Annotated in this window: 14 protein-coding genes; 8 read left to right on the top strand and 6 right to left on the bottom strand. The window is 73.3% G+C overall.

The features are described from left to right. Positions 1–27: 27 nt before the first annotated feature. A complete protein-coding gene (locus TCUR_RS23250; protein ID WP_169313056.1) occupies positions 28–1,233 on the top strand; it encodes an MFS transporter in 1,206 nt (401 codons plus the stop codon). 7 nt (positions 1,234–1,240) lie between these two features. Then, the gene (locus tag TCUR_RS23245; protein WP_012855038.1) at positions 1,241–1,612 is read left to right on the top strand and encodes a MerR family DNA-binding transcriptional regulator; all 372 of its coding nucleotides are present in this window, start codon (positions 1,241–1,243) and stop codon (positions 1,610–1,612) included. Between the two features lie 176 nt (positions 1,613–1,788). Here TCUR_RS23245 and TCUR_RS23240 read toward each other — a convergent pair whose 3' ends face one another. After that, a complete protein-coding gene (locus tag TCUR_RS23240; protein WP_012855037.1) occupies positions 1,789–2,247 on the bottom strand; it encodes a DUF4396 domain-containing protein in 459 nt (152 codons plus the stop codon). Positions 2,248–2,417: 170 nt separating this feature from the next. Here TCUR_RS23240 and TCUR_RS23235 point away from each other — a divergent pair, with 170 nt between their 5' ends. Further along, positions 2,418–3,197 carry an enoyl-CoA hydratase/isomerase family protein gene (locus TCUR_RS23235; RefSeq protein ID WP_012855036.1) on the top strand — a complete coding sequence of 260 codons (780 nt, stop codon included), beginning with the start codon at positions 2,418–2,420 and terminating at the stop codon, positions 3,195–3,197. Here the strand turns inward: TCUR_RS23235 and TCUR_RS23230 are convergent. Together TCUR_RS23230 and TCUR_RS23225 are read right to left on the bottom strand one after the other, a co-directional pair. Then, positions 3,163–3,771, bottom strand: a complete 609-nt coding sequence (locus tag TCUR_RS23230) for a sortase domain-containing protein (RefSeq protein ID WP_012855035.1) — start codon at positions 3,769–3,771, stop codon at positions 3,163–3,165. The two genes, TCUR_RS23235 and TCUR_RS23230, sit on opposite strands and share 35 nt — an antisense overlap. Before the next feature lie 174 nt (positions 3,772–3,945). Beyond that, on the bottom strand, positions 3,946–4,929 hold the full coding sequence (locus TCUR_RS23225) for a hypothetical protein (RefSeq protein WP_012855034.1): 984 nt from the start codon (positions 4,927–4,929) through the stop codon (positions 3,946–3,948). Positions 4,930–5,296: 367 nt separating this feature from the next. Here TCUR_RS23225 and TCUR_RS25220 point away from each other — a divergent pair, with 367 nt between their 5' ends. Further along, on the top strand, positions 5,297–6,991 hold the full coding sequence (locus TCUR_RS25220) for a serine/threonine-protein kinase (RefSeq protein WP_012855033.1): 1,695 nt from the start codon (positions 5,297–5,299) through the stop codon (positions 6,989–6,991). 22 nt (positions 6,992–7,013) lie between these two features. Here TCUR_RS25220 and TCUR_RS23215 read toward each other — a convergent pair whose 3' ends face one another. The 3 genes from TCUR_RS23215 to TCUR_RS23205 form a co-directional block, all read right to left on the bottom strand. Next, on the bottom strand, positions 7,014–7,652 hold the full coding sequence (locus TCUR_RS23215) for a LuxR C-terminal-related transcriptional regulator (protein WP_012855032.1): 639 nt from the start codon (positions 7,650–7,652) through the stop codon (positions 7,014–7,016). Further along, positions 7,616–8,908 (bottom strand): sensor histidine kinase, encoded by a 1,293-nt coding sequence (locus tag TCUR_RS23210; protein WP_041440325.1) that lies wholly within the window; start codon positions 8,906–8,908, stop codon positions 7,616–7,618. The genes TCUR_RS23215 and TCUR_RS23210 overlap by 37 nt, the downstream gene beginning before the upstream one ends. Before the next feature lie 160 nt (positions 8,909–9,068). Continuing rightward, entirely contained in the window at positions 9,069–10,355 is a 1,287-nt protein-coding gene (locus TCUR_RS23205; RefSeq protein ID WP_041440323.1) for an MFS transporter, read from the bottom strand. A gap of 378 nt (positions 10,356–10,733) precedes the next feature. Between TCUR_RS23205 and TCUR_RS23200 the strand changes: the two genes are divergently transcribed. From TCUR_RS23200 to TCUR_RS23185, 4 genes are all read left to right on the top strand, one after another. Beyond that, complete coding sequence (locus tag TCUR_RS23200; RefSeq protein WP_041440322.1) at positions 10,734–11,321, top strand: TMEM165/GDT1 family protein; 588 nt, start codon at positions 10,734–10,736, stop codon at positions 11,319–11,321. Between the two features lie 202 nt (positions 11,322–11,523). Continuing rightward, positions 11,524–11,892: a hypothetical protein gene (locus tag TCUR_RS23195; RefSeq protein WP_148233106.1), complete on the top strand. Its 369-nt coding sequence runs from the start codon at positions 11,524–11,526 to the stop codon at positions 11,890–11,892. Positions 11,893–11,901: 9 nt separating this feature from the next. Further along, positions 11,902–12,402: a hypothetical protein gene (locus tag TCUR_RS23190; protein ID WP_012855027.1), complete on the top strand. Its 501-nt coding sequence runs from the start codon at positions 11,902–11,904 to the stop codon at positions 12,400–12,402. 117 nt (positions 12,403–12,519) lie between these two features. After that, positions 12,520–13,077, top strand: coding sequence for a DinB family protein (locus tag TCUR_RS23185; protein ID WP_012855026.1), 558 nt, complete (start codon positions 12,520–12,522; stop codon positions 13,075–13,077). Position 13,078: the final 1 nt, after the last annotated feature.

The following is a 13,078-nucleotide window of genomic DNA, read 5'->3' as shown; positions in this document are numbered from 1 at the left end:
ATGGCTTCACATGCGACGCAACCGGCTGTGCGCACCGGGACCGGCGGGGACGCCCGCCGCCCTGCGGCGTTGTGGCTGCCCGCCCTGTTCCTGCTGGCGTTCTCGTTCGGCACCGACGACATGGTCATCGCCGGCATCCTCCCGGACATCGCCCGCGACCTGGCGGTCTCGGTTCCGCTGAGCGGCCAGCTGGTGACCGTGTTCGCCGTGGCGTACGCGCTGGGGGCGCCCCCGGCCGCCCTGCTCACCGCCCGCCTGCCCCGCCGCACGGTGCTGGTGGCGGCGGCCGGCGTGTTCGTCGTGGCCAACCTCGCCGCCGCCGCGGCCCCCGCTTACGGGGCGCTGCTGGCCGCCCGGGCCGTGGCGGGGCTGGCCGCGGCCACCGCCTCGCCCGTCGCCTTCGCCGTGGCGGCCGCGGCCGCGCCGGAGGGCCGGCAGGGCCGGTACCTGGCCGTCGTCGGCGCCGGGCTGACCACTTCGCTGGTGGCGGGCGTGCCCGTGGGCGCCTGGCTGGGGGAGGCGCTGGGCTGGCGGGCCACCATGCTCTTCGTCGCCGCCCTGGCCGCCGTGGCGGGGACGGCTCTGGCGGTGACGCTGCCGCCGCTGCCGGGCGGCGCGGCGGGCCGGCTGCGGGACCGGCTGGCGCCGCTGGGACGCCGCCGCACCCTCATCGGGCTGACGGCGATGGTGCCCGCCGGCGCGGGCGGGATGATGCCCTACGTCTATCTCACCGAGGTCGCCGGCCGTCTCGGCGAGGTGCGGGGAGCCGGGGTCGCGCCGCTGATCACCGTGGTGGGGGCGGCCGGGGTCGCCGGGTCGCTCGCCGGAGGCCGGGCGGTCGACGCGCTGGGCGCCCGGCGGGCCCTGCTGCTCTTTGCGTCCGGGATGCTCGCCGCCCCCGCCTTGATGCTCGCCTTCGCCCTGGCCGGCGGGCCGTATCCGCGCCCGGTCGTGGCGGTGCTGTACCTGCTGTACGGGCTGGCCGCCTGGGGCATCGGGCCGGCGGTGCAGGCCTGGCTGATCGAGCGGGACGGCGGCGCGGCGGCCGGTGAGCTGATCGCGCTGAACAACAGTGCGATGTTCCTGGGCTTCTCGCTCGCCGGGGGGATCGGCGGCCTGGCCCTGCAGGCGGGCGGCGCGGCGGCCGTGCCCGCCGCGGCGGCGGGATGCCTGATCGTCTCCCTGGCGTTGTTCGGGACGGCCTTCACCGGGAGCCGGCGAAAGGAGGAGTGAGCAGTCGATGCGGATCGGTGAGGCGGCGCGCCGCGCCGGGGTGACCCCGCGCGCGCTGCGCTACTACGAGGAGCAGGGCCTGATCAGCGTGGACCGCGACCACAACGGCTACCGGGTCTACGACGCCGAGACCGTCCTGCTCGCCCGTGACATCGCCCGGCTGCTGCGGGCGGGTCTCGCTTCAGAGGACGTGGCGAGGTTCGTGCACTGCCTGGGGAAGGGCGATCACGAGCCGCCCCGGGACTGCCGGCCCTTGCTGGACGCCTTCTCCGAACGTCTCAGCGTCCTTGACGAGCGCATCAAGGCCCTCACCGATCTGCGCGACCGCGTCGCGGGGGAGATCGAGCGCATGACCGGGCGGCTGAACGGCTCTTCCTGAGAACCGGGCCCGCCGCCGCGCGGGGCCGCGGTTCGGTGCACCTTTTCCAACGCGCCGTTTCCGCAGTGCAGGACGGGGGCCTTGCAGGCGGGGCGATGCTGTGACCTGCAACGTCGTGACCTCGGATACCGCCTGAGCTCCCGTCTCCGGCACCCGGGACCATGTGTGGAAAGGGTTCAGTGGTGCCGGTGGACGACGGCGTGGCCGCGGCCCCTTCCGATCATCCAGCGGTTGATCGGGAGGGTCACCGCGAACGCCACGGCCAGGGAGAAGGCCAGGGCGCCCCAGAACAGCGCGGCGGTCAGGCCCGCCGCCATGGCGCCGGGGATGGCGACGATGACCGCGTTGTCGACCAGCTCCATCACCGCGATGGAGACCGTGTCGGCGGCCAGCGCCACCTTCAGGGCCCGGCGGAGCGGCAGGCCGGCGCGCAGGACGCCGCGCATGGTCAGGGCGTAGCCGAAGAAGAAGGCCAGCGCGATCGCCAGCGCCACGGTGGCGGCGCCGTGCAGGCCCAGCGCGGTGCCGATGACCATGCCCAGCACCTCGCCGATGGCGCAGCCGGTCAGGCAGTGCCAGGTGGCCTGGGCGGCGACGCGCCAGCTCGCGCCGCCGTGAGCGCCGGTGTGGTCCATGTCCGCCTCCGGGTGAGGGCCGTGGTCTCCGCTCACGGAACCGCATACCCCTACCCGGTATTCCCGGTGTCATCCGGAGGGGAACGGAATGCGAGCAGACCATGGACCGCCCGCGAAGGCTCGCGACGCCGCCCCTCTACGATGTCGCAATTGATCCAAGGAGGCGTGGAATGTCCGAGCAGGCCCCGCTGAGGTGCGAGGTCACCGACGGCGTCGGCACGATCACCATCGACCGGCCGGGCAAGCGCAACGCGATGTCGGCGGCCATGTGGCGGAAGCTGCCCGTCCTGCTGGAGCGGCTGGAGACGGACCCGGCCGTGCGGGTGGTGGTGCTGACCGGGGCGGGCGGGCACTTTTGCGCCGGCGCCGACATCGGCGAGCTGGCCGACATCACCTCAGGGGACCTGGCGACGGAGGCGGAGACGGCGCTGGCCCGCTTCCCCAAGCCGACCCTGGCCGTCATCCGGGGCTTTGCGGTGGGCGGCGGCTGCCAGCTCGCCGCCGCCTGCGACCTGCGCCTGGCCGCCGACGACGCGCGCTTCGGCATCACCCCGGCCAAGCTCGGCATCCTCTACCCCGCCGAGGCCACCGCCCGGCTGGTGCGGCTGATCGGCCCGGCCGCCGCCAAGTACCTGCTGTTCTCCGGGGAACTGGTGGACGCCGCGCACGCGCTGCGCATCGGGCTGGTGGACGAGGTGCTGCCCGCCGACCGGCTGGCGGCGCGCGTGGCGGAGTTCACCCGGATCCTCACCTCCCGCTCCCAGTTCACCCAGCAGGGCGCCAAGGACATCGTCGAGCACGCCGCGGCCGGCACCCTCACCCGGGAACTGGTCGAGGCCTGGGCCGCCGAGGCGCGCCGAAGCCCCGACTCCGCCGAGGGCGTGGCGGCCTTCCTGGAGCGCCGCCCGCCGGTCTTCACGTGGACCGGACCAGCCGCCCATAGGCGATGACGCTGCGTCCCTGCCCGCCGCCGGCGCCGAGGCCGCCGTCCCAGGTGATCAACCGAAGCTCCGGGTAGGGCACCCGCCCGTACACCCGGCGGGCCGGAAAGCGGCTCCCTTCGACGCGCTCCACCCGTTCGATGAGGAACACCGCGACCTTGCGGTCCCGGCGCAGCACGGTGACCTCGTCCCCCGGCACCAGTTCGCCGAGCCGGTGGAAGGCGGCCGGGCTGCCCGGCGCTCCGGCGGGTGCGGCGATGATGGCCGGGCCGGCCGAGCCGGGCGCCGCGCCGTAGCGGTACCAGCCCGCCCACCGTCCCTGCGAGGCGGCGGGGACCTGCGGCGAGCCGTCGGGGTTGCGGCCGAACGACACCAGCTTCGAACGCACCCTCAGCCGCGGGATCTCCAGCAGGACCGGCCGTGACGGCGGCATGGCCGCGCTCGGCTCGGGCGTGCGCGCCGGCGCGGGGCTCATGGCGACCGGCGGGGCGCCCGCCTCCCTGACGACCGCCGGTATCCGCATCAGGACCGCGACGGCCACCACGCCCAAAAACGTGATCGCGGTGACACAAAGAGTGATCATGCGGCGGTGTGCAGCCGCCCTGGGCAGTGCCGATCTCCCCACGAGTCCATCTTTTCGCAACGGCCCTCCCGCTGGGGCGGTTATGCCGGTTTGCAGCCGTCGGCCGCTGCGAAGGAAACGACTTTCTGCCTTCGGGGGCAGGCGACGCACGGATCCGGCCCGCCCCCGGGACGGCTATGCGCTGAGCGTTTCGGGCCGCCAGGACGACAGGTCGCACCGCCGGGTCGCCGGCAGCTCCAGCAGCCGCCCGGCCAGCGTCTGCAGGTCCTTGACCGCGGCGGAGGAGGGGTCGCGGTGCAGCGACTCCACCAGCGGGCGCACCCCGCACAGCAGCGTCCCCGACGCCCGGACGATCAGCAGCGGGCCGATCTGCACCAGGCCCTCCTCGAGCCGGCACAGCTCGCTCAGCAGCGGCTGCAGCTCCCCGAGCCGGTCGGGCCCGGCGCCGCCGCGCAGCGCGCCCATCGCCTTCAAAAAGTCGCGCTCCAGCTCCCGGGGGCTGGTCCCCGACAGGTAGTACCTGGTGTGCCAGGGCGTCTTGTCGCCGCTGGAGTCCGCCAGCTCGACCTGCAGGCCGTGGGCCGCCGCGCACCGCTCGTAGGCCTCGGTGAGGGCGACGCGGGCGGAGGCGGGGACCTTGCCGCCCAGCAGGCCGCGCACCACATCCACCGGGTCGCCGCCCAGCGAGGCCCGCGCCGCCTCCTCCAGCCGCCGCCGCATCTGCCGCCGCAGCCGCGCCACCTCGGCGGCCAGGCGGTCGGTGGTGTCGCGCTGCTCGGCCAGCCGTTCGTTGATCTCCGGCAGCACCCGGTCGTTGATCTGCTCGATCAGCGATCTGATGCGGGTGTCGGCGACCCGCAGGCCCTCTTCCTGCCGGGTCAGCCGGGGCTCGATGTCGTCCAGCCGGTTCTGCAGCGCGGCCCGGGAGGCGGATTCTGCGGCATCGTCCGGTTTCGCGGCCTGCAGGGCCGGGGCGGGCGGCGGGCCGGTGGCCGAGGCGGCTTGCAGCTCGCTTTCCAGTTCGCTCAGCCGGGCCTGAAGGGCGGCCAGCTCGGCCGCGGTGATCTGCTCTTCGGGGGTGCGTTTGCGGTCGAAGGCCAGATACAGTTCCCGCCCGGCGATGGCCAGGCACAACAGGATCAACACGACGGTCGTCATGACGCCCTCCCTGGGGGGCTTGTTGCCGAGCAAGATAAGGCACGGGATATGGCTCCCGGTAGCGTGAAATGCCGCCGGTCAAACACCGAAACACGTTCGGTGAAATGACGCCGCCGATATCGGACTTTTCTTACGCGGCCATCGTCCGGCTTGGAGAGATATGACGGCGTTGCCGTGACTTGCGCGCCGATGCGCCGCACCGCGGCCGCCGGCCGAGACGATTCCGCGTGCCGCCTGCGAAAAAGGCGGGCCGGTGAAAACACCCCCACCGTCATCTGGCGGATGAATCGGCGAACCGGCGCATCCCCCCATAAGGTGATCATGTTCGTCGTCTCCGTTCGCACGGCGCCGGACGCCGAGGAGGAAGATGCTCACCGATCAAGATCCCCGGCAAATCGGCAGATATCGGCTGGTCGGGCGGCTGGGCCAGGGCGGGCAGGGCGTGGTTTACCTGGCCGAGGCGCCGGACGGGACGCAGGTGGCGGTCAAGGTGCTGCACCAGCACGCCGACGCCAGGGCCCGGGAACGCTTCCACAAGGAGGTCGCCACCGCCCGGCGGGTGGCGCCTTTCTGCACCGCCCGCATCCTGGACGTGGGAGAGGACGGCGGCGCCCCGTTCGTCGTCACCGAGTACATCGACGGCCCGTCGCTGCGGGATCTGGTGCAACGGGACGGCCCGCGCTCCGGGCCGGAGCTGTACCGGCTGGCGGTCGGCACGGCCACCGCGCTGGCGGCCATCCACCAGGCGGGCGTGGTGCACCGGGACTTCAAACCCGGCAACGTGCTGCTGGGCCCGGACGGCCCCCGCGTCATCGACTTCGGCATCGCCCGTTCCCTGGACCTGACCGCCACCGCCACCGGATCGGTCGTCGGCACGCCCGCCTACATGGCGCCCGAGCAGTTCTCCGGACGGGACGTCGGCCCGGCCGCCGACGTGTTCGCCTGGGGCGCCACCATCGCCTATGCCGCCAACGGCCGCCCGCCGCACGGCCAGGACTCGGTGCCGGCCGTGCTGGCCCGCCTCTCCCGGGGCGAGTGCGACCTGGGACGCCTGGACGGCCCGCTGTACCGGCTGGTGCGGGACTGCCTGCACCGCGACCCGGCCCGCCGCCCCACCAGCAGTCAGGTGCTGATGCGGCTGCTGGAATGCGACACCCCCATCGCCGCCGACCAGGCTCTCGCCCAGGGCAGGCACCTGGCGGTCTCCGCCCCGGCCGACGACCGCACCGCCCGCTGGACGGCCCTGCGCACCACCGACCGCCCGGTCCGGGCAGCGGGGCGCCTGCGCGCCGCGGCCGTGCCCGTCGCGGCGGCGGCCGTCGCGGTGGCGGCGATCATCACCGCGGTCGTGGCCGTCATCGGCTCCGGCGAGCGGGGCCGGGCCGGCGCGGGCTCTGCGGCCGGCACGGCCACCCCCCAGCCGACCACCCCCGCCCAGATCGCCACGGCGCTCCAGCGGGCCGCCGCCGCCCGCAAGACCGTCGCCTTCGACGCCAAGGGCGGCCTCGACCAGGGGATGAGCATGCTGCGCGCCGACGGCAGATGCCAGGTGGACGCCGGGCTGAACGCCGACTGCGACATGCACGTCGCCGACGAGGGCAGCCACGTGGAGAGAACCAGGGTGGTGCTGATCGGGAATTCCGGTTACTACGGTGACGGCACCAACGCCAGGGTGTTCTCGGTGGGCCGCGGCGCCGAGATCTCCGAGACGCCCATGCACGTGGGGCGGAGCACGCGGTGGCTGGTGAGCCCCAAGCACTCCGTCGAGCTGGTCCGTCACGCCCCGCGGCTGGACATCAGCCGTGACAGCGCTTCCATCACCTACGGCGGCAGGCTTTCGGCGGGCGCCATGCGGAAGGCCCCGCTCATCGGCGCCTTCTACGAGGCGTACACCGAGGAGGCCGAGCTCAGCTTCCTGCTGACCACCTCCACGGACCACCTGCCGCAACGGCTGGAGCTGAACATGGTGATGAGATACGGGCCGGATAACGCCACCCGGGCCAACTACGTCATCGACTACCGGGACTGGGGCCGGGCGGGCACCGTCCAAAGGCCGTTTTGAAAGCCCGTCCGCCGGCTGGAGGTCAGCGGTTGAGGTAGGCCAGGACGGCCAGCACCCGGCGGTTGTCGTCCTCGGAGACCGGCAGGTCCAGCTTGGTGAAGATGTTGGCGATGTGCTTGGCGACGGCCCGTTCGGTCACCGACAGCCGGGCGGCGATGGCGGAGTTGGAACGGCCCTGCGCCATCAGCTTCAGCACCTCCAGCTCCCGGGGCGTCAGCCGGGATATCGGCGGCCCGCCCTTGGTCACCAGCTTGGCGATCACTTCCGGGTCCATCGCGGTGCCGCCGGCGGCCACCCGGCGCACCGCGTCGATGAACTGCTCGACGTCGAACACCCGGTCTTTGAGCAGGTAGCCGATGCCGCCGCTGCCGTCGGCCAGCAGCTCGCGCGCATACAGCTGCTCCACGTACTGCGACAGCACCAGGATCGGCAGGCCCGGCACCCGGCGGCGGGCCTCCAGCGCCGCCTGCAGCCCCTCGTCGGTGAAGGACGGTGGCAGCCGCACATCGACCACCGCCACGTCGGGACGGTGCTCCAGCAGCGCCGCCAGCAGATCCGGCCCGCTGGCCACGGACGCGGCGATCTGGAACCCGGCGGACTCCAGCAGGCCGGCCAGCCCTTCTCTCAAGAGTGCGAGGTCTTCGGCGAGGACGACGCGCACGGCAGCTCCATGGTCACGATGGTCGGGCCGCCCGGCGGGGAGCTGACGGCCAGCACCCCGTCGAATGTAGCGATCCGGCGCTCGATGCCGCGCAGCCCGCTGCCGGAGGGGTCCGCCCCGCCGTGGCCGTCATCGGTCACCGTGACGCGCAGCGTCCCGTCGCAGTGCCGGATGTCCACCCAGACCCGCTGGGCGCCCGAATGCTTGGCGGCATTGGTCAGCACCTCGGCGACGGCGAAGTAGACGGCCGACTCCACCGGTGCGGCCGGCCGTCCGTCCAGGTCGGCGGACACCTCCACCGGCAGCGGGTGATCCAGCGCCAGCGCCCGCACCGCGTCCACCAGCCCCCGGTCGGCCAGCACCGGCGGGTGGATGCCCCGCACCAGGTCGCGCAGTTCGTTCAGCGCCTGGACGGAGTTGCGCCGCACCTCGGCCAGCAGCTGCCGGGCCCGCTGCGGGTCGCGGTCCAGCAGGTGCTCGATCGCCCCCAGGCTCATGCCCATCGCCACCAGCCGGGCCTGCGCCCCATCGTGCAGGTCCCGTTCGATCCGGCGCAGCTCGGCGGCCTGCGCGTCCACCGCCTCCGAGCGGGTCCGCGCCAGCTGCTGCACCCGCCGCGCCAGACGGGATTTGGCGGTCGGCGCCAGCAGCCGGGCCGCCCACCGGCCGTGCAGGGCCAGCATCGGCCGGGCGATCCACAGCCCGGCCCCGATGTACAGCGCCCCCAGCGCCCCGGCCGCCACCGCCGTCCGCCAGTCGCCCACCGGGACGAAGGTGAACCACTCGGTGCCGGTCACCTCATAGATCGGCATCCACAGCCCGCTCGCCAGCAGCACCCCGTAGATCCCCTCGGCCACCAGCGCGGCCGGCAGCAGCGCGGTGACGACGCCCGTGATCGGATCGACCAGCAGCCACAGCAGATCCCGCCAGGTCGCCTGATCCGACAGCGTGTGCACCGTCCGGTCCCACCATCCGGCAAGACCCGCCCGGGGCTCGGGGGCCGGCGCGTACGGCGAGTCGATCCGCGTGCCCGTCCACCGCCCGGTCAGCTCCCGGTACCGGTCGGCGTACCGGCGGACCGCCGCCCCGGCCGGCGGAACCAGCACCAGTCCCGCCCCCACCCCGATCAGCGTGATGCTCATGAGCATCACGCAGCACAACAACACTCCGATGACCAGGGCCATCAGGTACAGGGCCAGCCCGCGCACCACCGCCGCCCCGCTGCGCTCGATGACCCCCGCGCCGCCGTCCACCATCGCCCTCCAGAACTTTCCGCGGTGGCCTTCAGTGTCGGACGACCGGCGCTTCGCTCACAGTGTCCCCTGGACCCGAATTCGGGGTGTACTTATCTCCACCCTCATCCCAGAAGACGCCGAACATGCGTCCGGAGGGCGTTCGCTCCGGTTCAGGACGCCCTCAGGTGAGGGACGGGTCGTCGGCGGGGCGGTATCGGGGTGGGACGGCGCCGGGGACCGGGGCGCGGTGGGCCTTGCGGTGGGCGAGGAAGATGCCGGTGAGGGTGAGGGCCCACAGGGCGTACTGGACGGTCCAGGCGATGCGGAAGGAGGCCGGGGTGTACTCCCCGCCGCCGGTGGCCTCCAGGACCAGGCCGATCGTCAGGGAGAGCAGCAGCGCGGCGGAGAAACCACCCGTGTTGACGATGCCGGCGGCGGTTCCCTGGCGGTGGCCGGGGTTGAAGGTGCGGGCGAAGTCGAAGCCCACCACCGAGCCGGGGCCGCCCAGGGCCATCGCCACCACCAGGAGTGCCAGCAGCCAGCGCGGGGCGGGCGGGGGCACCAGCAGCACCGCGGTCCAGGCGAGCGCCATCAGTGCGATCACGGCGGCGACCAGCCGGGAGCGGCGGGCGGGGCGGCGGGCGCTGAACTCGCCCATCGCCGGGCCGGCCACCGCCGCCGCGATGACGAACAGCGTGAGCAGCCCACTGGCCTCCGCCTCCGACAGGCCGTGCCCGGTCACCAGGTACGGCACGCCCCACAGCAGCGCGAACGCGGTTCCAGACGACTGGGTGCCCATGTGCGTCCACATGCCGAGCCGGGTGCCCGGTTCGCTCCAGGAGCGGCGCAGGCCGCCCAGCACCTGGCGCGGCGAGGCGGGCCGCGGCGGGGCCGCCGCGCCGGCGGGACGGTCGCGCAGCACGGCCGCCGCGGCGATCGCCACGGCCAGGCCCAGCGCGGCGGCCGAGGTGTACGCCGCCGTCCAGCCCTGCCCGTGCAGCAGCGCGGCCAGCGGGAGCGCCGACAGGATCTGCCCGAGCTGCCCGAGCAGCCCGGTGAGCTGGGTCACCAGCGGGACGCGGCGGGCCGGGAACCAGGCGTTGATCACGGTGAGCACGCTGATGAAGGTCAGCGCGTCGCCGGTGCCGACGAGCACCCGGGCGGCCACCGCCACCGGCAGTTCGGTGGCCAGCGCCAGCGTCAGCTGCCCGGCGGCCATCGTCAGCGCCCCGGCGGTGATCAGGCGGCGCGCCCCGAACCGGTCGAGCAGGATCCCCACGGGCACCTGCAGCAGCGCGTAGACCAGCAGTTGCAGCACCACGAACCCCGACAGCACGGCGGGCGTGGCGGCGAACCGCTCGGCCGCCGCCAGCCCGGCGACCCCGAAGGACGTGCGGTGCATGACGCCGACCAGGTAGGCCGACAGCCCCACCGCCCAGATGACCCAGATGCGCCGCTGTGAGCTCATGTAGTTGCATCGTTCCACGCACCCGTGGGAATCGGTCATACCGGGAGACCGGTTTCACAGCGTCCGGATGGCGGACCGGTGGTGTTCACCGGCCCGGTCGGCTAGGGTCGGGGGCGGCGAAGGGGAGTAGTCCCGAACCGCCGAGCGGTCGACATGCTGGCGGCCCTGCCCACGCGGGCGGGGGTGCCCGGCCCTCGGGCCGCGGCCCGTCCCGATGCGGGCGGCGCCGTGGTGGACGAGACCTTCGGCCTGGTAAGACGTGCCCACTCGCGGGCGCATTCGTCATGCCGGGCCGAGACGGTCCTCCCCGTGCCGAAGCTCTCGGCGCGCCGGGTCGGCCGGCGCGGCCCGGCCGCAGGGAAAGGCCGCCGTCTTCCGATGAGCTTCGACCCCGTTGCGTTCCTGGCCGCGTTCGCCGTGATCTTCCTGGCGGAGCTGCCCGACAAGACCATGTTCGCCTCGCTGGCCATGGGCACCCGCATGCGCCCGCTGTGGGTGTGGCTGGGCACCTCCAGCGCCTTCCTGGTGCACGTGGTCATCGCGGTCGCCGCCGGCAGCCTGTTCGCGCTGCTGCCCAAGCCGCTGGTGCAGACGGTGGCCGCCGCGCTGTTCGCCTTCGGCGCCTACACCCTGCTCAAGGGCGACGGCGAGGAGGACGACGAAGAAAGCGGCACTGGGCCGCGCGTCCTGGGCACGTGGGCCACCTACGCCACCGCCTTCACGGTCGTGTTCATCAGCGAGTGGGGCGACCTGACCCAGATCACCACCGCCAACCTGGCCGCCGCCCGCCAGCCGCTGCCGGTGGCCCTGGGCGCGCTGCTGGCCCTGGTGTCGGTGTCGGCGCTGGCGCTGCGCGCGGGACGGTTCATCGCCGAGCGGGTGCCCTTGGCGGTGGTGCGGCGGCTCGGCGGCCTGGTCATGGTCGTGCTGGCGCTCTGGTCGCTGAGCGAGGCGTTCTTCGGCTGATTTCGGCCGACCCGGACGCCCGATGCCCGGCGGGCAGATACCGCGCGATAGTGGATCTTCATGGATGATCTGGGAAAAGATGGATTTCGGTGATTCTTCCGTACCTGTTCCCGCATGACTTCCCGCATGACGCTGGATGGGCGGTTGGATCGTGCAGGAAATCCGGCCAGTCAAGCTTGAGAGCGTCGACGAGCCGGCTCCCGTGCCGGAGGAAGCGGCGCTGGACCTGCAGTTCGTGGTCGAACCCGGGGACGCCGAGCCGCCGCCGCTGGTGTGCCGCATCGACGACCGGCCCGTGGACGTCGGGCCGGGGCGCTGGTACATCCCCCTGCCCGCCGGGACCAGGAAGGTCACGATCGAGTGCGGGGCCAGGGCGTCCTTTCTCTGCGAGGCCGTCAAGGGCCGCAGCAGGGTGATCGACGTCCACATAAGGCCGGAATCGGCCGTCCCCATGGTCATCTCCGCTCCGATTCCGCCCCCGGCCAGGGGGCTGCGGAGCTGGAACGTGCGGCTGACCCTCGTTCTGCTCGCGCTCTTCGTCCTTCTCTTCCTCGCGAACCAGCTCGTCTAGGGGCCGTGAATGCTTCCCAGGAACGGATGGTTCGGGCCCACCCTGCGGCCCGCGAAGGACAACGGATCACCCTGGCTGATCGTCCGCTACGCCTGGCCGTTCCGGCATCGCAATTCCTGGTTCCACCGCAGGGAGTACCTGCCGACGGTGACGCTGAACGGGGAGCCGGTGCCGGCCGAGTGGGGCACGTGCGTGTACGTGCTGCGCGAGCCCTCCTACTTCGTGAAGGTCACCCAAAACGCCCACTCCCCCCTGCAGGAGGAGATCGCCGTGCCGCTGGCGGTCACGGCCTCCGGCACGGTCCACCCGCCTCGGCCTGCGGAACTGGTCTACGCCCCCTCCAACCCGGGAGCGGAAGTGCCCCGCGTCACCGCCGCCCCGCCCACTCTCCGCACCGGACGCCGCCATTGGAGGGACGCCACCGGCCCTTTGACGACCGTCTTGCTGTGGGTCTTCGCCTATTGCCTCGTCCTGGGGCCACAATTGGCGGCCCTGCTGGTCAAGCTCTGATGCGCCGGGGACTGAAGCGCCTTTAAATCCTTGGCCAAAGGGGGCCGGGCGCGCCTACCGTGGACGCAAGGCGCAGACGGCCGCAGGCCGCCGCCCGGCACGCCGAGGAGAACGGACATGAAGGACCCGGCCGGCTCGGTCATCGGCGCGTTCGACGAGGTGTGGGCGCGTTTCACCGCGCGCCTGGAGGGCCTGGAGGACGCGGAGTACTTCTGGGAGCCGGTGCCGGGCTGCTGGTCGGTGCGGCAGGGGCGGGACGGGCGCTGGCGGATCGACGGCGACGGCGGCGACGGCGGCCCGGCGGGCGCGCCGGTCCCGCCGCCGTTCACCACGATCGCCTGGCGCATCGGGCACATCGGCCTGTCGTTCATCGGCTTCGGCGACCGCCTCTTCGCCGACGGCCGGATCACGCTGCGGGACGTGGAGTTCGCCCCCACCGCGCCGGCGGCCCTGGCCTGGCTGGAGGAGGTCTACCGGCGCCACTGGCGAGACGACCTCGCCGCCATGGACGCAGCCCGCTGGCAGCGCCCCATCGGCCCGGCCTTCGGTGCCTACGCCGACCGGTCGGGAATGGACCTGGCGCTGCACGTCCTCGACGAGCTGACCCACCACGCCGCGGAGGTCGCCCTGCTGCGGGACCTTTACCGCCACAGGGACCGCCTCGGCCGAAGCTGAC

Origin of the sequence: Thermomonospora curvata DSM 43183, from assembly GCF_000024385.1 — a bacterium.
Lineage (GTDB): Bacteria > Actinomycetota > Actinomycetes > Streptosporangiales > Streptosporangiaceae > Thermomonospora > Thermomonospora curvata.
The sequence above is the reverse complement of the archived record's forward strand: the minus strand, read 5'-3'. Positions and strand labels throughout refer to the sequence as shown.

Coding starts and splice junctions, on each gene's coding strand:
- TCUR_RS23245 (WP_012855038.1), top strand. CDS start 1,241: ATGCGGATCGGTGAGGCGGCGCGCCGCGCCGGGGTGACCCCGCGCGCG.
- TCUR_RS23240 (WP_012855037.1), bottom strand. CDS start 2,247: ATGGACCACACCGGCGCTCACGGCGGCGCGAGCTGGCGCGTCGCCGCC.
- TCUR_RS23235 (WP_012855036.1), top strand. CDS start 2,418: ATGTCCGAGCAGGCCCCGCTGAGGTGCGAGGTCACCGACGGCGTCGGC.
- TCUR_RS23230 (WP_012855035.1), bottom strand. CDS start 3,771: ATGATCACTCTTTGTGTCACCGCGATCACGTTTTTGGGCGTGGTGGCC.
- TCUR_RS23225 (WP_012855034.1), bottom strand. CDS start 4,929: ATGACGACCGTCGTGTTGATCCTGTTGTGCCTGGCCATCGCCGGGCGG.
- TCUR_RS25220 (WP_012855033.1), top strand. CDS start 5,297: ATGCTCACCGATCAAGATCCCCGGCAAATCGGCAGATATCGGCTGGTC.
- TCUR_RS23210 (WP_041440325.1), bottom strand. CDS start 8,908: ATGGTGGACGGCGGCGCGGGGGTCATCGAGCGCAGCGGGGCGGCGGTG.
- TCUR_RS23205 (WP_041440323.1), bottom strand. CDS start 10,355: ATGAGCTCACAGCGGCGCATCTGGGTCATCTGGGCGGTGGGGCTGTCG.
- TCUR_RS23200 (WP_041440322.1), top strand. CDS start 10,734: ATGAGCTTCGACCCCGTTGCGTTCCTGGCCGCGTTCGCCGTGATCTTC.
- TCUR_RS23190 (WP_012855027.1), top strand. CDS start 11,902: ATGCTTCCCAGGAACGGATGGTTCGGGCCCACCCTGCGGCCCGCGAAG.
- TCUR_RS23185 (WP_012855026.1), top strand. CDS start 12,520: ATGAAGGACCCGGCCGGCTCGGTCATCGGCGCGTTCGACGAGGTGTGG.